The following is a 16,502-nucleotide window of genomic DNA, read 5'->3' on the forward strand; positions in this document are numbered from 1 at the left end:
GCGACTAGGGGGCGCGACGGAGACGCACCACTCCAGCAAGACTCCTGGACAGGTGTCCATGTATTCTGGACAGGTGTCCACTACTTTCGCGAACGTCGCCGTCGGCCTGGTCGCCGCCCTGCACGCCTACATCCTGGTCCTGGAGATGTTCCTCTGGGAGCGCCGTCCCGGGCGCGAACTCTCCGGCTTCGACGCCGAGATGGCGCGCGCGACCGCGCCGCTCGCCGCCAACCAGGGGCTGTACAACGGCTTCCTGGCCGCCGGTCTGGTCTGGGGTCTGATCGCCGCCGACCCCACCGGCCACCGGGTCCAGATCTTCTTCCTCTCCTGCGTGGTGATCGCCGGGGTGTACGGCGGACTCACCGCGAACCGCCGGATCCTGCTCGCCCAGACCCTGCCGGGGGCGCTCGCCCTCATCGCCGTACTGTGGGCCGGGTGACCAGCCCGACCCTCGACCCGCGCGCGGCCCGGACCCGCGCGAAGCTGCGTGCCGCCCTGCTCGCGGAGTGCGCGGAACGCCCCCTCGACGAGGTCGGTGTCGCCGCGCTGGTCCGCCGGGCCGGGATCGGCCGGGCCACGTTCTATCTGCACTACCCCGACCTCCAGGCCCTCGCCGTGGACGCCTGCGCCGACGTCGTACGGGACGCGGTCGAGGCCCTGCACGCCTGGCGCGGCACGCCCGACCCGGACGCCCCACCGCCCGCCCTGCCCGCCTTCTTCGCCGAGGTCGCCCCGCACGCGCCGCTCTACCGGAGCCTGCTGAGGCCCGGCGGCGGCGGGCCGCTCGGCGAGCTGCTCCACCAGGAGCTGCGCGCGTACAGCGCCCGCGAGCGCGAGCTGGCCGGGGCGCCCGAGCCCGCCCTCGTCGCGTCGGCGGTGGCCGCGGCCTTCGCCGGGCTGCTCGCGGACTGGCTGCACGGCCTGATCGACGCCGCCCCCGAGGAGATCGCCGACCGCACATGGCGCCTGCTGATCGCCCTCCACCGCACACCCCTGGCCTGAACCCGACCCCTCCACTCCACTTCGGCGCGGTCCCGGCCCCGAGTGAGCCTTACCTCACAGGATCGGGGCGGCGACCGCGCTCTACGCTGGAGGAGGCGTCGCCAATGGAGGTGGCGCCGCCGTCTGCCGAGTGAGGAATGGCTGCCGTCATGCCAGAGTTTTCGTACTCCGATCTGCTCCCCCTGGGAGAGGACACCACGCCCTACCGCCTGGTGACCGCCGAAGGTGTCTCCACCTTCGAGGCCGACGGCCGTACGTTCCTCAAGGTCGAGCCGGAGGCGCTGCGTACCCTGGCCGCCGAGGCGATCCACGACATCCAGCACTACCTGCGCCCGGCACACCTCGCCCAGCTGCGCCGGATCATCGACGACCCGGAGGCGTCGAGCAACGACAAGTTCGTCGCGCTCGACCTCCTCAAGAACGCGAACATCGCGGCGGCGGGCGTCCTGCCCATGTGCCAGGACACCGGCACCGCGATCGTCATGGGCAAGCGCGGCCAGAACGTGCTGACGTCCGGCCTCGACGAGGAGGCCCTGTCCAAGGGCATCTACGACGCGTACACCAAGCTCAACCTGCGCTACTCCCAGATGGCTCCGGTCACCATGTGGGAGGAGAAGAACACCGGCTCGAACCTGCCCGCGCAGATCGAGCTGTACGCGACCGACGGCGGCGCGTACAAGTTCCTCTTCATGGCCAAGGGCGGCGGCTCGGCCAACAAGTCCTTCCTCTACCAGGAGACGAAGGCCGTGCTCAACGAGGCGAGCATGATGAAGTTCCTGGAGGAGAAGATCCGTTCGCTCGGTACGGCCGCCTGCCCGCCGTACCACCTGGCAATCGTCGTCGGCGGCACGTCGGCCGAGTTCGCGCTGAAGACCGCGAAGTACGCCTCCGCGCACTACCTGGACGAGCTGCCCACCGAGGGCTCGGCCGAGACCGGCCACGGCTTCCGCGACAAGGAGCTGGAGGAGAAGGTCTTCGAGCTGACGCAGAAGATCGGCATCGGCGCGCAGTTCGGCGGGAAGTACTTCTGCCACGACGTCCGTGTCGTCCGCCTGCCCCGCCACGGCGCCTCGCTGCCCGTCGCGATCGCCGTCTCCTGCTCGGCCGACCGCCAGGCCGTCGCGAAGATCACCGCCGAGGGCGTCTTCCTGGAGCAGCTGGAGACCGACCCGGCGCGCTTCCTGCCGGAGACGACGGACGAGCACCTCGACGAGTCCTCCGACGTCGTGAAGATCGACCTGAACCAGCCGATGGACGAGATCCTCGCCGAGCTCACCAAGTACCCGGTGAAGACCAGGCTCTCGCTGACCGGCCCGCTGGTCGTGGCGCGCGACATCGCGCACGCCAAGATCAAGGAGCGGCTCGACGCGGGCGAGGAGATGCCGCAGTACCTGAAGGACCACCCGGTCTACTACGCGGGCCCGGCGAAGACCCCCGAGGGCTACGCCTCCGGCTCCTTCGGCCCGACGACGGCCGGCCGGATGGACTCCTACGTCGAGCAGTTCCAGGCGGCGGGCGGCTCCAAGGTCATGCTGGCCAAGGGCAACCGCTCGAAGCAGGTCACGGACGCGTGCGGCAGCCACGGCGGCTTCTACCTGGGCTCCATCGGCGGCCCGGCGGCGCGCCTCGCGCAGGACTGCATCAAGAAGGTCGAGGTCGTCGAGTACGAGGAGCTCGGCATGGAGGCGGTCTGGAAGATCGAGGTCGAGGACTTCCCCGCGTTCATCGTCGTGGACGACAAGGGCAACGACTTCTTCCAGAACCCGGCCCCGGAGCCGACGTTCACCCACATCCCGGTGCGCGGCCCCGGCCTCGGCTGACCCGCCCGGCCCGCGACTCCCGTACGTCCAGACGCCCCTCGGTCCCTCCGGACCGGGGGGCGTTGTCGGTCTCCGCTCAGAATCTCGCTACCAACCGGTAGCTTTCCGGTCGCCTACTGGTCAGTATTGGCCGCGAGCATGTCAACCACTGAGCCGGTCGACCACTCGGGAGCCCCCCATGCCCTCCGCCCCTCTCCTCAGGCGCGCCGCCGCCGGAACCACGGCCACGTTCGCCCTGACCACCCTGCTCGTCGTCGTACCCGCGCCCGCCGCCTCCGCGGCCGACCCGGACAGCCACTCGACCTCCGCGAGCGCACTCCACGGCATCGACTACACGACCTGGCGCCGTGACGTGTCGGCCGTCGTCGCCCAGGCCCGCCCGTACATCGAGGAGCGCTCCGGCAACGCCGGCCGCGAGAAGCAGGCGATCGTCCTCGACATCGACAACTCCTCGCTGGAGACGGACTTCCACCCCTTCTGGGAGCTGCCGACCCCGGCCATCGCCGAGGTCCGCGACCTGGTCGACGACGCCCACGACCGCGGTGTGGCGGTCTTCTTCGTCACCGCACGGCCCGGCATCATCTACTCGCTCACGCACTGGAACCTGAAGCAGGCCGGCTACCCCGTCGACGGTCTCTACGTGCGCTCCCTGCCCGACCTGTTCGGTGAGGTCAGCGCGTACAAGACGGAGAAGCGCGCGGAGATCGAGGCCAAGGGCTACACGATCATCGCCAACATCGGCAACAACACCACCGACCTCGTCGGCGGCCACGCCGAGCGGACCTTCAAGCTGCCGGACTACGGCGGCAAGCTCTCCTGACCAGCGCCTCCCGGTCGGTCCGGCCGTACGGCCGGGGGATACTCTCGCGCGCATGAGACGTCCGACACGGGTCCTGCTCCCCGTCCTCGCCGTGCTGACGGCAGCCGGCACACTGACCGGCTGCCTGGGCACCGAGCCCAAGCCCGACCGCGTCGTACCGCCCGCGAAGGCCCCGGCCGCCGCGACCAAGGCGGCGGCCGGGTCGATCGGGGCCGCCGGGAGCGCCTGCGAACTGCCGGTCGCCTTCGGTCTGGCCGCCGACTGGAAGCCGAAGGCCGTGAAGGCCACGGACGACGAGGTGTTCGCCGCCCTCGGCAAGCAGGGGCCGGCGACGATGGTCTGCGAGATCGACGCGAAGCCGGCCGGCAACATCGGCTACATGCGCGTGTGGACGGCCGGCAAAGGCCCGGCCCGTACCGCGCTCGAAGGGTTCGTGAATGCGGAGAAGAACACCTCCAAGGTCTCCTACAAGGAGACGAGCACCGGCGCGCTGCCGGTCGTGGAGGTCACCTACACCGTCTACAACGAGCTGATGGAGGAGTCGAAGGAGGAGCGCGCCTTCGCCGTCGCCGCCCCGAAGGGGACGGTGATCGTCCATCTCGGCGGGCTCGACTCCCAGGAGCACCGCGAGATGCTTCCGGCGTACGAGCTGGCCCGCACGAGCCTGAAGCCCCTCTAGATCATGACCGTGGCCCCCGTCCCGCACCGGACGGGGGCCACGGCGTTCAGGTCAGGCGAACCGCTGGTTCGCCGAGCCGTCGCAGTTCTGCAGTCGCAGCGGCTGCTTCGCCGCCGCCTGCGTCAGGCAGAGCCCGGTCGCGGCCGACGGCCGGATCGTGGCCCCGTCGCGGACGAACTTCTGGTTCGCGGAACCCGAGCAGTTCCAGAGCACCAGCGCCTCGCCCGTCCGGTAGCGGGCGCCCGGCACGTCCAGGCAGCGGTCCTGGGTCAGCTCCGTGTGGAGGGTCTGGCGGGCGGAGTCGAACCACCAGCCCTGGTTGCGGCCGCCGTGGCAGTCCCAGCCGAGCACCGCCGTGCCGTTGGCGCTGGTGGAGGCGTTCACGTCCACGCAGTTGCCGGTCGCCTGGTTCTTCAGCGGCTTGTAGACGTCGTCCCAGGCGTACGGGAAGAGGGTCGGCGTGCCGCTGGAGTTGACGTCCGCGCAACTCGCCTCACGAAGGCCGGAGTTGTAGATCTGGGTGAGGCAGGACGCGAAGGCGCGGTGGCCGCTCGCGTTCGGGTGGAAGGACTGCCGGACCGAGTTCTCGTCCGGGGTGCCGGGCTTGGAGAGGTCGATGTACAGGCCCCGGGCCCAGGCGTCCTCCATGCAGACCTCGTGGCCGTGGAAGAGGCGGGAGTTGTCGAGGTAGGTCGCCCCGGTGGTCGCGGCGGCCTTGCGCATGCCGCGCTCGAAGGCGGGGACGGCGGTGTTGCGGCCCCAGACGGTGTCGGAGTCGTAACCGAGGCCGCCGCAGGCGAGCTTGCCGGGGAAGTTCGGGTTGTCCTTGAAGTCGGGGCCGATGGGGCTCGGGTAGCCCATGACGACGAGCTTGTAGTCGCCGTCGGCGTACCCGGCGTCGCGCATCACGGTCTTCAGGTCGCGGACGGTCTGCTCGACCTTGGGGACCAGGGCGTCCACGCGGGCCTGCCAGCCGGCGGCGTACTTCGGCTCGCAGGGGCCCTGGAGGGTCAGGTACCGGGTGACGCAGTCCGTCATGACGGGCCCGAACTGGAGGTCGTCGTTGGCTCCGGCGACGAGCACGACCATCTTGATGCGGGTGTTGCGGGCCTTGATCGCCAGATTGTCGCTCTGGACGAGTTCGTCGGCGTACTGCTTCGAGCCGCCGATCCTGATGTTGCCGGTGTAGCCGCCGGAACAGGACACGTTGAACGTGAGGTCCGCGGCGATGCCGGTGCGGTGGATGGCGGCGTCGGGCGAGCGGTGGCACCAGTTGGTCGGCCCGTTGGTGGGCGGCTCGTACGTGCCGACGCCCTCGCCGGAGATCTCGCTGTCGCCGAGCGAGATCAGCCCGGTCCTGCGCTGCGCGAGGGGACGCTCCTCGGGGCTGCCGTAGATCGTGGTGGCCTCGGCGGCCCGGATCGCCTCCAGCTCGGGCGGGAGCGGGACGGAAGGAGCGGTGACGGTACGGGCGGTGGCCTCGGCCGCGCCGGCGGGAGCGACGGCCGTCATGGTTCCGAAGGCCGCGGCGGCCGCGGCCGTGGCCGCGATCGCCCAACGGAGTCTGTACCTGGTGCGCCTCATTGCGCCTCCTGGAAGTGGGGTTACCCACGGTTTTTACTGGCCGGTAAGCGCAATGGGAATAGCCAGAACAAGACAAGTGCTCACCTTTGCATGGAGGTTGACGTCATGAGCGACGACAGGAACGACGGCCCGAGCGACCCCACCGGCGACGCGGCGGGCGAGTACCGGATCGAGCACGACTCGATGGGCGAGGTGCGGGTTCCCGCGCACGCCAAGTGGCGGGCCCAGACCCAGCGGGCCGTGGAGAACTTCCCCGTCTCGGGGCAGCGTCTGGAGCGCGCGCACATCGCGGCCCTGGCCCGGATCAAGGCGGCCGCCGCCCAGGTCAACGCCTCGCTCGGGGTGATCGACCAGGACCGGGCGGACGCCATCGTGGCCGCCGCGGCCGAGGTCGCCGAGGGCCGCTGGGACGCGCACTTCCCGGTCGACGTCTTCCAGACCGGCTCGGGCACCTCCTCCAACATGAACACCAACGAGGTCATCGCCACGCTCGCCGGCGAACGGCTCCCCGAGGGCCTCGAGGTCCACCCCAACGACCATGTGAACGCCTCGCAGTCCTCCAACGACGTCTTCCCGTCCTCCATCCACATCGCCGCCACGGCCGCCGTGACCGAGGACCTCATCCCCGCCCTCGACCATCTGGCGGGCTCGCTGGAGCGGAAATCGGCCGAATTCGCGGAGGTCGTGAAGTCCGGCCGCACGCACCTCATGGACGCCACCCCCGTGACCCTCGGCCAGGAGTTCGGCGGCTACGCGGCCCAGGTCAGGTACGGGATCGAGCGGCTGCGGGCCTCCCTGCCCCGGCTCGCCGAACTCCCCCTCGGCGGTACGGCGGTGGGCACCGGCATCAACACGCCACCCGGCTTCTCCGCCGCCGTCATCGCCGAACTCGCCGCGACGACCGGGCTTCCGCTCACCGAGGCCCGTGACCACTTCGAGGCGCAGGGCGCCCGGGACGGCCTGGTGGAGGCGTCCGGGCAGCTCAGGACCATCGCCGTCGGTCTGACGAAGATCTCCAACGATCTGCGCTGGATGGCGAGCGGCCCGCGCACCGGCCTCGCCGAGATCAACCTCCCCGACCTCCAGCCCGGCTCCTCGATCATGCCCGGCAAGGTGAATCCGGTCATTCCCGAGGCCGTCCTGATGGTCGCCGCGCAGGTGACCGGAAACGACACCACCGTCGCGGTGGCGGGCGCGGCGGGAAACTTCGAGCTCAACGTGATGCTCCCGGTCATGGCCAAGAACCTGCTGGAATCCGTACGACTCCTGGCCAACGCCGCACGTCTGCTGGCCGACCGCACGATCGACGGGATCACCGCCAACGTCGAACGGGCCCGGGAGTACGCCGAGTCCTCGCCGTCCGTCGTCACCCCGCTGAACAGGTACATCGGCTACGAGGAGGCCGCGAAGGTCGCCAAGCGGTCGCTGGCGGAGCGCAAGACGATCCGCCAGGTCGTCCTGGACGGCGGATACGTCGAGCGGGGCGACCTGACGGTCGAACAGCTGGACGAGGCGCTGGACGTGCTGCGTATGACTCATCCGTGACCTGGGTCGCAGCGGCCGGGAAGGCGCCCCCCTAATATCTGCGCATGACAGGATCGGGCAGTTCTCAGCACTGGGCGCCGGGGGACCACATCCTCTGGCGCTACCGCGGCAACGGCTCGGGCGACGTGCACATCTGCCGGCCGGTGACGGTCGTGCGCGACACCCCCGAGCTGCTCGCCGTCTGGATGGCACCGGACACCGAGTGCGTGAAACCGGTGCTCGCCGACGGCTCGCCCATCCACCAGGAGCCGCTCGCCACCCGCTACACCGCCCCGCGCACCACGGTCCGCGCCCGCTGGTCCGGCACGGGCGTCCTCAAGCTCGCCCGGCCCGGCGACCCGTGGTCGGTCTGGCTGTTCTGGGAGCGCGGCTGGAACTTCCACAACTGGTACGTGAACCTTGAGGAGCCGCGCACCCGGTGGTCCGGCGGCGTCGACTCCGAGGACCACTTCCTCGACATCTCCGTCTACCCCGACCGCAGCTGGCTGTGGCGGGACGAGGACGAGTTCGCGCAGGCCCAGCGGGCCGGCCTGATGGACGCGGCGCAGGCCGCGCGGGTGCGGGCGGCGGGCGAGGCGGCCGTAGAGATCATCCAGGCCTGGGGCGCGCCGTTCCGCGACGGCTGGGAGGACTGGCGGCCCGACCCGGCGTGGACCGTGCCCGAGCTGCCTGCGGACTGGGATCGCACTCCGGCGCACACCGCTCCGTGAGACCCTTGATGCGCCCCCGGGGTGCAAACGTAGGATCGTCCTCCGCACGGCGGTGATCCACCGGACGAGGCGTCAACGAGAGAGCACAGCGCAGGACCTGACCGTAAGTCATCCTTGAGGGGGAGAGCAGTGCCGGACGTCTGCCCGGGTGTGCCGACCCCTGTCGTAGCCGCTGCTCGCGGGGCATTCACATCCACCGCGCGCCAGGGGTTTATCCCCCGTGAAGGCGCGGCATCGGCGAGAAGAGCGAGTGCATCGCACCACCGGCCCGGACGGACGGAATCCCACGCGTGACGGAGCATCCCACCTCCCACGAAGGCCGGCAGCCGCTGGCTGCCCGGCCGCATGAGCGCACCCGCCCCCGGCAGCAGGCGGCCGAGGCGCCGGTGCCGGCCCAGTCCGGCGCGCCCGACGGCGCCGGCCGTCCCACCCCCGGGCAGGCGACCTCGCGCACGCCGCCGGTACCCGCCGGCGGGGGCGCGGCCACCCAGCCGGGCGCGCCGGCGGCCGCGATGGCGGTGAACGCGCCCCCGGGCGCCCCGGCCGCCGCGGTCGTGCCGGACGTCGCCGCCGCCCGCCGTGAGGGCGACCGGCTGCGGTTCGTCGGCGCCGCGACCCGGCGGATCGCCCGCGGGATAGACCTCGACGAGATCGTGCTCGGCCTCTGCCGGGCGACCGTGCCGACGTTCTCCGACGCGATCCTGGTCTACCTCCGCGACCCCCTCCCGGTCGGCGACGAACGCCCCATCGCGCCCTTCGTGCTGCGGCTGCGCCGCACCGACCGGCTGCGCTTAACGGACGTGGAGGGCGAGGAGCTGACGCTCGTCCCCGACCCGGACCCGACCCCCGCGGCCGAACTCTGCGAGGTGCGTTCCGGCGGGGCCCTCGCCGAGGTATTGCGCGGTGTCCGGCCGGTCTTCGGCGACTCCGCCGCCGCCCGCGCCGCGCTGCCCGAGCTGCTCGGCGCCGAGCACACCCTGCCCCGCGGCCAGCGGGCGATACTGGCCCCGCTGCGGGGGCGGCGCCGGGTCATCGGCGCCGCCGTCTTCCTGCGCCGCCCCGAGCGGCCCGGCTTCGAGCCGAACGACCTGCTCGTCGCGGCCCAGCTCGCCACGCACACCGCCCTCGGCATCGACAAGGCCGTGCTGTACGGCCGTGAGGCGTACATCGCCGACGAGCTCCAGCGCACGATGCTGCCGGACTCGCTGCCGCAGCCGACCGGCGTCCGGCTCGCCTCCCGCTACCTCCCGGCCGCCGAGACGGCCCGGGTCGGCGGCGACTGGTACGACGCGATCCCGCTGCCCGGCAGCCGCGTGGCGCTGGTCGTCGGCGACGTCATGGGCCACTCCATGACCTCCGCCGCGATCATGGGCCAGCTGCGGACCACCGCGCAGACCCTGGCCGGGCTCGACCTGCCGCCGCAGGAGGTGCTGCACCACCTGGACGAGCAGGCCCAACGGCTCGGCCAGGACCGCATGGCGACCTGCATGTACGCGGTGTACGACCCGGTCTCGCACCGGATCACGATCGCCAACGCGGGCCACCCGCCGCCGATACTGCTCCACCTCGGCGGCCGCGCCGAGGTCCTGCGGGTCCCGCCGGGGGCGCCGATCGGCGTGGGCGGGGTCGACTTCGAGGCGGTCGAGCTGGACGCCCCGGCGGGCGCCACGCTGCTGCTGTACACGGACGGCCTGGTCGAGTCCCGGCTGCGGGACGTGTGGACCGGGATAGAGCAGCTGCGGGAGCGCCTCGCGGCGACCGCCCAGCTGACCGGCCCGGACCACTCACCGCCCCTGGAGGCGCTCTGCGACGACGTCCTGGACATGCTCGGCCCGGGCGACCGGGACGACGACATCGCGCTGCTCGCGGCCCGTTTCGACGGGATCGCGCCCAGCGACGTGGCGTACTGGTTCCTGGAACCGGAGGACGCGGCGCCGGGGCGGGCCCGGCGGCTGGCCCGGCGGGCGCTGGCCCGCTGGGACCTGGAGGAGCTCTCGGACTCGGTCGAGCTGCTGATCAGCGAGGTCGTGACGAACGCCGTGCGGTACGCGGAACGGCCGGTGACCCTGCGGCTGCTGAAGACCGACGTGCTGCGCTGCGAAGTCGGCGACGACTCGCCTCAGTTGCCCCGGCAGCGGCGGGCGCGGGACACGGACGAGGGCGGGCGCGGGCTCTTCCTGGTGAACCGGCTGGCGCGCCGGTGGGGCGCGACGCGGCTCTCGGGCGGCAAGGTCGTCTGGTTCGAACTGGCCACGCGTCTCTAGGCCGATGACGACGAAGGCCGGACCCTTTCGGGTCCGGCCTTCGTCATGTCACCGGTCGCGTCACCGCGGCGGGCGTACGTTGCCGGCGTCGCCGCTGTCCTCGCCGCCGGGGTCCGGCGGGTCGATCGTCGGCGGCACCGGGTCCGTGGTCTTCGTGGGCGGCGGCGGCACGGTGACGGTGTCCGTCGGCTGCGGCGGCGTGGTCGCCGTCGAGGTCGGCGGGGGCGTCGGGCCCGTGGTGCCGGTGGTGGGCGGCGGGGTGGACGTCGGCGTGGAGCCGGTCGGCGTCGAGGTCGGGTCCGGCTCGACGTCCCCGGAGCTGCCGTCTGTCTCCAGGTCGAAGCGGGCGTCGGAGCCGCCGCCGAGTGCGGCGGTGGTGTAGTCGCCCCAGATCTGGGCCGGGGTCCGGCCGCCGTTGGCGCGGCCCGGGTTGATCGTGTCGGTGAGGGTGACCTGGTTGCCCTTGGTGTCCTCGCCGAAGAGGCCGACGGCGGTGACCAGTTCGGGGGTGTAGCCGACGAACCAGGCGGAGCGGTTGTTCTCCGAGGTGCCGGTCTTGCCGGCCGCCTGGTAGTCGCCGGCGGCCCGGAAGCCGGATCCGCTGCGGACGACGCCCTGCATCGCCTTGGTGACGGTGTCGGCGGCCTCGCGGCTGATGACCTGGCTGCCGATCGACTTCACCGGGTCGGCTTTGCGGTCCTTGTGCTCGGCGGACTTCACGATGGTCGGGGTGACCTTGACGCCGTGGTTGTCGAGCGTGGCGTAGACGCCCGCCATGTCCCAGGTGGAGGCGCCCATGGTGCCGAGCGACATCGCGGGGGTCTCGCCGAAGTCGGCGCCGTCCTTCATGCCGAGGTCGAGGGCGGTCTTCTTGGTGTTGCCGGGGCCGACGTCCACGATCATCTGCGCGTAGACGGAGTTGATCGAGCTGTTGGTGGCCTTCTGGACGGTGACCGGGCCGTAGCTCCGGTTGTCCTCGTTCTCCGGGTTGAACGGGACGCTGCTGCCGACGACCTTGCGCTTGCTGGTGCCGTCGTAGATCGTGCCGAGGCCGATCTTCCGGCCGTCCTGGGTGTCGGCCCCGTTGTCGAGGGCGGAGGCGAGGACGATCGGCTTGAAGGTCGAGGCGGGCTGGTAGTCGCGGCGGGTGGCGTTCGACGTCCAGTGCTCGGTGGCGCCGATGCCGCCGTACATCGCGACGACCTTGCCGGTCTTCGGGTCGACGGAGGTGGCGCCGGCCTGGACGGTGGCGTCCTTCTTGTCGCCCTTGCGGTCGAGCTTCTCCTCCAGCTGCCGCTCGACCGCCTTGACCAGGTCCTTCTGCTTCTGCTCGTCGATGTTGAGGGTGATCGTCCAGCCGCCGGCCTTGATGTCCTCCTCGGGGATGCCCTGCCGCACCAGCTCCTGGTTGGCGGCCTCCACGAGGTAGCCGCGCTGGCCCTCCATGCCGGGGGCGGGCTTGGCCTTCTGCGGGGCGGGGAACTTCAGACCGGCGCGCTTGGTCGCGTCGAGCCAGCCCTCCTCGACCATGTTGTCGAGGGTGTAGTTCCAGCGGTCCTCGACCAGCTTGCGGCCGGTCGGGGAGGCGGCGGTCCAGTCGTACTGGTTGGGGGCCTGGAGCAGGGAGGCGAGGTAGGCGCCCTGGGCGACGTTCAGCTTGCCGGCGTCGACGCCGTAGTACGACTGGGCGGCGGCCTGGATGCCGTACGCGCTGCGGCCGTAGTAGCTGGTGTTGATGTACCCGGCGAGGATCTCGGGCTTCTTCATCTGCTGGTCGACCTTGAGCGCGATCACCATTTCCTTGAGCTTGCGGGTGGCCGTCTGGTCCTGGCTCAGGAAGTAGTTCTTGACGTACTGCTGGGTGATAGTGGAGCCGCCCTGCTTGCCCTTGCCGGTGGCGGTGTTCCAGGCGGCGCGGACGGTGCCCTTGATGTCGACGCCGTTGTCCTTGTAGAAGGTCTTGTTCTCGGCGGCGACGAAGGCGTGCTGGACCTCGAGCGGGATCTTCTCCAGGCCCACGATCTCGCGGTTGATCTCGCCGGTGCGGGCGAGGATCTTGCCGTTCGCGTACTTGTAGACGTTGCTCTGCATGGTCGCCTGGGCGTTGGCCTGCGGCACCGGGACCATCAGGTAGACCGCGTAGAAGGCGCCCATCACGAGCAGGCAGACGACGAAGAACGTGCCCAGGAGTTTCTTCCAGGTGAAGAGGCGGCGTATCCGCCCGCCCTTCTTCCCCTGGCCCTTGTCCGCTCGGCCCATGTTCTCCGTCGCTCCGCTCGTCGTGGTGTCGGGCGTGTCCGCTCCGAATCAGCTCAGCAAGCTAACACCGCCGATGCTGACAAAGGGCGATCGATCCGGTCTTTCCGGACGTGACAATCAGCACCCATCCCGGTGGAACCGACGCTCACGGAGCCCCGATGGTTGTGCGACGCCGGTCACATCACCCCTTCGGGGCGACTTCGGAGGCTATACATAGCGCGTATACACCCCGTGTAGAGTGGCGGCATGTCAATCGGACACACCCTCCTCGGACTCCTGGAGTCCGGTCCGCGCCACGGCTACGACCTCAAGCGCGCCTTCGACGAGAAGTTCGGCCACGACCGCCCCCTGCACTACGGACAGGTCTACTCGACCATGTCCCGGCTGCTGAAGAACGGCCTCGTGGTGGTCGACGGCATCGAGGCCGGCGGCGGCCCCGAGCGGAAGCGGTACGCCATCACCGAGGCCGGTGTCACCGATGTCGACCAGTGGATCGCCCGGCCCGAGAAGCCGGAGCCGTACCTCCAGTCGACGCTGTACACCAAGGTCGTCCTCGCCCTGCTCACCGGACGCGCGGCCGCCGAGGTCCTCGACGCGCAGCGGGCCGAGCACCTGCGGCTGATGCGCGAGCTGACCCGGCGCAAGAAGGACGGCGACCTCGCCGACCAGCTGATCTGCGACCACGCCCTGTTCCACCTCGAAGCCGACCTGCGCTGGCTGGAGCTGACCGCCGCCCGGCTCGACCGGCTCGCCGAGGAGCTCCGCCGATGACCGCCACCCCGCTGCTGAAGGCGAGCGGCCTGAACAAGGCGTACGGCCCGACCCCCGCGCTCCTGGGCGCCGAGTTCGCCATCCGGGCCGGCGAGGTCGTCGCCGTCATGGGCCCCTCGGGCTCGGGCAAGTCCACGCTCCTGCACTGCCTCGCCGGGATCGTCCGCCCCGACACCGGCACCATCACCTACGACGGCCGCGAACTCACCGCCCTCTCCGACAGCGAACGCAGCACCCTGCGCCGCACCGACTTCGGCTTCGTCTTCCAGTTCGGCCAGCTCGTGCCCGAACTGACCTGCGCCGAGAACGTCGCCCTTCCGCTGCGCCTGAACGGCGAACGGCGCAAGCCCGCCGAGGCCCGCGCCCGGGAGTGGCTGGACCGCCTGGAGGTCGGCGACGTCGCCGGCAAGCGGCCCGGCGAGATATCCGGCGGCCAGGGCCAGCGGGTCGCCGTCGCCCGCTCGCTGGTCACCGCCCCGCGCGTGCTCTTCGCCGACGAACCGACCGGCGCCCTCGACTCCCTCAACGGCGAGCGCGTGATGCAGCTGCTCACCGACGCGGCCCGGGACACCGGCGCCGCCGTCGTCCTCGTCACCCACGAGGCCCGGGTGGCCGCCTACTCGGACCGCGAGATCGTCGTCCGTGACGGCGCGGTGCGCGACGCGGAGTGGGCGGCATGAAGCTCCGTACCTGGTCCCGCGATCTCGCGCTCGGCGCCCGGTTCGCGGTCACCGGAGGCCGGCGCGGCTGGATCCGTACGGCCCTGACGGCCGTCGGCATCGGCCTCGGCGTGGCCTTGCTGCTCCTCGCCTCCTCCGTCCCGCACATGTCGTTCGCCCGCGAGGTCCGCGAGTCGCAGCGCAGCGTCGACGCGAGCGGCGAGAACCCGAGCCCCACGAAGGACTCCTTCCTCTACGCCACCCCGGCGACCGTCTACCACGGCGCGTCCGTCACCGGGCTCGTCCTGCGCCCCGAGGGCCCGGACGCTCCCACCCCGCCGGGGCTCGCGAAGATCCCCGGTCCCGGCGAGATGTGGGTCTCCCCCGCGCTCGGCGAACTCCTCGGCACCCCGGCGGGCGCCCTGCTCAAGGAGCGGCTGCCCTACCGGATCACCGGCACCATCGAAGAGCCCGGACTCATCGGCCCGGCCGAGCTGCGGTACGTCGCCGGCAGCGACACCCTCGCCACCGACAACTACGACGGCCGGGGCCGCTCGTACGGCTGGTCGGTGCCCGAGGAACCGCTGAACGCCTTCCTGCTCCTGCTCGTCGTCATCGCCTGCGTCGTCCTGCTCCTGCCGGTCCTCGTCTTCATCGCGACCGCCGTCCGCTTCGGCGGCGAGCAGCGCGACCGGCGGCTCGCCGCGCTGCGCCTGGTCGGCGCCGACGTGGCCATGGTGCGGCGGATCGCGGCCGGTGAATCCCTGGCGAGCGCGCTCCTCGGGCTCGGGCTCGGCGCGGTCTTCTTCGCCGCCGGCCGCCGGCTCGTCGGGCTGTTCCAGGTGTGGGACGTCAACGCCTTTCCCTCCGACGTGGTGCCACTGGCGCCGCTCGCCGCGCTCGTCCTGACCGTCGTGCCGGTCTCGGCGATCGTCGTGACCCTCTTCGCGCTGCGCGGGGTCGCGATCGAACCGCTGGGTGTCGTACGGACCTCCACGCCCCGCCCCCGCAGGCTCTGGTGGCGGCTGCTGCTCGTCGCGGCCGGGGCCGCGCTGCTGGCGCCGATGGCCGACGACGTCGACCTGCGGGACACCGCGATCAACACCACCGGTGTCGCCGCCGGTTCGACCCTCGCCCTCGTCGGTCTCACCACGCTCCTGCCCTGGCTGGTGGAGGCCTGCGTGAAACGGCTCCGCGGCGGGCCGGTCGCCTGGCACCTGGCGACCCGCCGACTGCAGGTGAGCAGCGGTACGGCGGCCAGGGCGGTCAGCGGCATCGTCGTCGCGGCGGCCGGGGCGATCGCGCTCCAGATGATGTTCCACGCGATGCAGAACGACTTCATGAACCCGACGGGCATGGACAGCGCGCGGGCGCAGCTGCAGTCGACGATCGACGCCAAGGACGGCGGCGAGGCCCGCGAGATGATCGAGAGGTTCTCGAAGACCCCGGGCGTCACCGGCGTCATCGGCACGATCGAGTCGCACGCGTGGCGGCCCGGTCCGCTGAAGAAGGACGAGGAGTTCGGCCCGATCACCTCGCTCGTCGTCGGCGACTGCCCCTCCCTCAAGGAGCTGGCGCACCTGCCTTCCTGCAAGGACGGCGATGTCTTCGTGGCCCTCGCCCACGGCCGGGAGGGCGGCGCGCCCGACGACTGGGTCCGTCGGACCGCGCAGCCGGGCGCCGTGGTCGCCCTGCGGGACCCGCAGGAGCACCGGCGCGGGCCCGTGCCGACGTGGCGGATCCCGGAGTCGGCCCGCACGGTCGACACCCGCCCGGACCCGGTCGGCAACTACCAGTTCGGGATCTTCGCCACCCCCTCGGCGATCGATGTCGCCCAGCTGGACGACCCGGAGGCGACCGCGATGGTGCGCGTCGACGCGTCGGTGCCGGACGCCGTCGAGCACGTACGGAACACGGCCGCGTCGATCGACCCCCTGGCCTGGGTCCGCACCCTGCAGAACACCGAACGGGACGCGCAGTACAGCAGCGTCCGCACCGGCATCCTGGCCGGCGCCACCGCGACGATGCTGCTGGTCGCGGCCTCGCTCCTGGTCACCACGCTGGAGCAGCTGCGGGACCGCAAGCGACTGCTGTCCTCTCTCGTCGCCTTCGGCACCCGGCGCACCACCCTCTGCCTGTCGGTCCTGTGGCAGACGGCGGTCCCGATCGGCCTCGGTCTGGCGCTCGCCGTCGCGGGCGGACTCGGGCTCGGCGTGGTGCTCCTGAAGATGATCGACAAGCAGGTCGTGGACTGGTGGGTCTTCCTGCCGGTGACCGGCGTCGGAGCGGCGATGGTCGCGGCCGTGACGCTGCTGTCCCTGCCTCCGCTGTGGCGCCTGACCCGCGCGGACGGCCTCAGGACGGAGTAGTACGGCAGGGGCTCCGGCCG

The 16,502-nt window shown here is 71.5% G+C and carries 13 protein-coding genes; 11 read left to right on the forward strand and 2 right to left on the reverse strand.

Going from position 1 to position 16,502, the window contains the following annotated elements; translation table 11 throughout:
• Positions 1-73: 73 nt before the first annotated feature.
• The 5 genes from ACWF79_RS08820 (at position 74) to ACWF79_RS08840 (ending at position 4,321) form a co-directional block, all read left to right on the forward strand.
• Positions 74-439 (forward strand): DUF1304 domain-containing protein, encoded by a 366-nt coding sequence (locus tag ACWF79_RS08820; protein ID WP_453727347.1) that lies wholly within the window; start codon positions 74-76, stop codon positions 437-439.
• The gene (locus ACWF79_RS08825) at positions 436-1,002 is read left to right on the forward strand and encodes a TetR/AcrR family transcriptional regulator (RefSeq protein ID WP_453727348.1); all 567 of its coding nucleotides are present in this window, start codon (positions 436-438) and stop codon (positions 1,000-1,002) included. The genes ACWF79_RS08820 and ACWF79_RS08825 overlap by 4 nt, the downstream gene beginning before the upstream one ends.
• 149 nt (positions 1,003-1,151) lie before the next feature.
• The gene (locus ACWF79_RS08830) at positions 1,152-2,822 is read left to right on the forward strand and encodes a fumarate hydratase (RefSeq protein WP_453727349.1); all 1,671 of its coding nucleotides are present in this window, start codon (positions 1,152-1,154) and stop codon (positions 2,820-2,822) included.
• A 178-nt stretch (positions 2,823-3,000) separates the two neighbouring features.
• On the forward strand, positions 3,001-3,642 hold the full coding sequence (locus tag ACWF79_RS08835) for an HAD family acid phosphatase (protein WP_453727350.1): 642 nt from the start codon (positions 3,001-3,003) through the stop codon (positions 3,640-3,642).
• Positions 3,643-3,694: 52 nt separating this feature from the next.
• Positions 3,695-4,321 carry a lipoprotein gene (locus tag ACWF79_RS08840; protein ID WP_453727351.1) on the forward strand — a complete coding sequence of 209 codons (627 nt, stop codon included), beginning with the start codon at positions 3,695-3,697 and terminating at the stop codon, positions 4,319-4,321.
• 51 nt (positions 4,322-4,372) lie between these two features.
• On the opposite strand, the gene ACWF79_RS08845 is transcribed toward ACWF79_RS08840, so the two are convergent.
• A complete protein-coding gene (locus ACWF79_RS08845; protein WP_453727352.1) occupies positions 4,373-5,905 on the reverse strand; it encodes a ricin-type beta-trefoil lectin domain protein in 1,533 nt (510 codons plus the stop codon).
• A 105-nt stretch (positions 5,906-6,010) separates the two neighbouring features.
• Here ACWF79_RS08845 and ACWF79_RS08850 point away from each other — a divergent pair, with 105 nt between their 5' ends.
• The 3 genes from ACWF79_RS08850 to ACWF79_RS08860 all read left to right on the forward strand — a co-directional run bounded on the left by ACWF79_RS08850 (position 6,011) and on the right by ACWF79_RS08860 (position 10,424).
• Positions 6,011-7,450, forward strand: coding sequence for a class II fumarate hydratase (locus ACWF79_RS08850; RefSeq protein ID WP_453727353.1), 1,440 nt, complete (start codon positions 6,011-6,013; stop codon positions 7,448-7,450).
• Positions 7,451-7,494: 44 nt separating this feature from the next.
• Positions 7,495-8,160: a cytidylyl-2-hydroxypropylphosphonate hydrolase gene (gene fomD / locus ACWF79_RS08855; RefSeq protein ID WP_453727354.1), complete on the forward strand. Its 666-nt coding sequence runs from the start codon at positions 7,495-7,497 to the stop codon at positions 8,158-8,160.
• Between the two features lie 290 nt (positions 8,161-8,450).
• Positions 8,451-10,424 (forward strand): SpoIIE family protein phosphatase, encoded by a 1,974-nt coding sequence (locus ACWF79_RS08860; RefSeq protein WP_453727355.1) that lies wholly within the window; start codon positions 8,451-8,453, stop codon positions 10,422-10,424.
• A 60-nt stretch (positions 10,425-10,484) separates the two neighbouring features.
• Here ACWF79_RS08860 and ACWF79_RS08865 read toward each other — a convergent pair whose 3' ends face one another.
• On the reverse strand, positions 10,485-12,683 hold the full coding sequence (locus tag ACWF79_RS08865; protein WP_453727356.1) for a transglycosylase domain-containing protein: 2,199 nt from the start codon (positions 12,681-12,683) through the stop codon (positions 10,485-10,487).
• Positions 12,684-12,929: 246 nt separating this feature from the next.
• Here ACWF79_RS08865 and ACWF79_RS08870 point away from each other — a divergent pair, with 246 nt between their 5' ends.
• Genes ACWF79_RS08870 through ACWF79_RS08880 form a run of 3 tightly spaced genes read left to right on the forward strand, consistent with a single transcriptional unit; the run spans position 12,930 to position 16,482 of the window.
• Positions 12,930-13,454, forward strand: coding sequence for a PadR family transcriptional regulator (locus tag ACWF79_RS08870; protein ID WP_453727357.1), 525 nt, complete (start codon positions 12,930-12,932; stop codon positions 13,452-13,454).
• Complete coding sequence (locus tag ACWF79_RS08875; protein ID WP_453727358.1) at positions 13,451-14,134, forward strand: ABC transporter ATP-binding protein; 684 nt, start codon at positions 13,451-13,453, stop codon at positions 14,132-14,134. The genes ACWF79_RS08870 and ACWF79_RS08875 overlap by 4 nt, the downstream gene beginning before the upstream one ends.
• Entirely contained in the window at positions 14,131-16,482 is a 2,352-nt protein-coding gene (locus ACWF79_RS08880) for an FtsX-like permease family protein (protein ID WP_453727359.1), read from the forward strand. The genes ACWF79_RS08875 and ACWF79_RS08880 overlap by 4 nt, the downstream gene beginning before the upstream one ends.
• The last annotated feature ends 20 nt before the right edge of the window (positions 16,483-16,502 follow it).

The organism is Streptomyces sp. NPDC054975 (assembly GCF_053609105.1).

What these genes read in the sequence shown, in the direction of transcription:
- ACWF79_RS08875 (WP_453727358.1), top strand. Translation starts at nt 13,451, where the DNA reads ATGACCGCCACCCCGCTGCTGAAGGCGAGCGGCCTGAACAAGGCGTAC.
- ACWF79_RS08840 (WP_453727351.1), top strand. Translation starts at nt 3,695, where the DNA reads ATGAGACGTCCGACACGGGTCCTGCTCCCCGTCCTCGCCGTGCTGACG.
- fomD (WP_453727354.1), top strand. Translation starts at nt 7,495, where the DNA reads ATGACAGGATCGGGCAGTTCTCAGCACTGGGCGCCGGGGGACCACATC.
- ACWF79_RS08865 (WP_453727356.1), bottom strand. Translation starts at nt 12,683, where the DNA reads ATGGGCCGAGCGGACAAGGGCCAGGGGAAGAAGGGCGGGCGGATACGC.
- ACWF79_RS08880 (WP_453727359.1), top strand. Translation starts at nt 14,131, where the DNA reads ATGAAGCTCCGTACCTGGTCCCGCGATCTCGCGCTCGGCGCCCGGTTC.
- ACWF79_RS08870 (WP_453727357.1), top strand. Translation starts at nt 12,930, where the DNA reads ATGTCAATCGGACACACCCTCCTCGGACTCCTGGAGTCCGGTCCGCGC.
- ACWF79_RS08830 (WP_453727349.1), top strand. Translation starts at nt 1,152, where the DNA reads ATGCCAGAGTTTTCGTACTCCGATCTGCTCCCCCTGGGAGAGGACACC.
- ACWF79_RS08845 (WP_453727352.1), bottom strand. Translation starts at nt 5,905, where the DNA reads ATGAGGCGCACCAGGTACAGACTCCGTTGGGCGATCGCGGCCACGGCC.
- ACWF79_RS08835 (WP_453727350.1), top strand. Translation starts at nt 3,001, where the DNA reads ATGCCCTCCGCCCCTCTCCTCAGGCGCGCCGCCGCCGGAACCACGGCC.
- ACWF79_RS08850 (WP_453727353.1), top strand. Translation starts at nt 6,011, where the DNA reads ATGAGCGACGACAGGAACGACGGCCCGAGCGACCCCACCGGCGACGCG.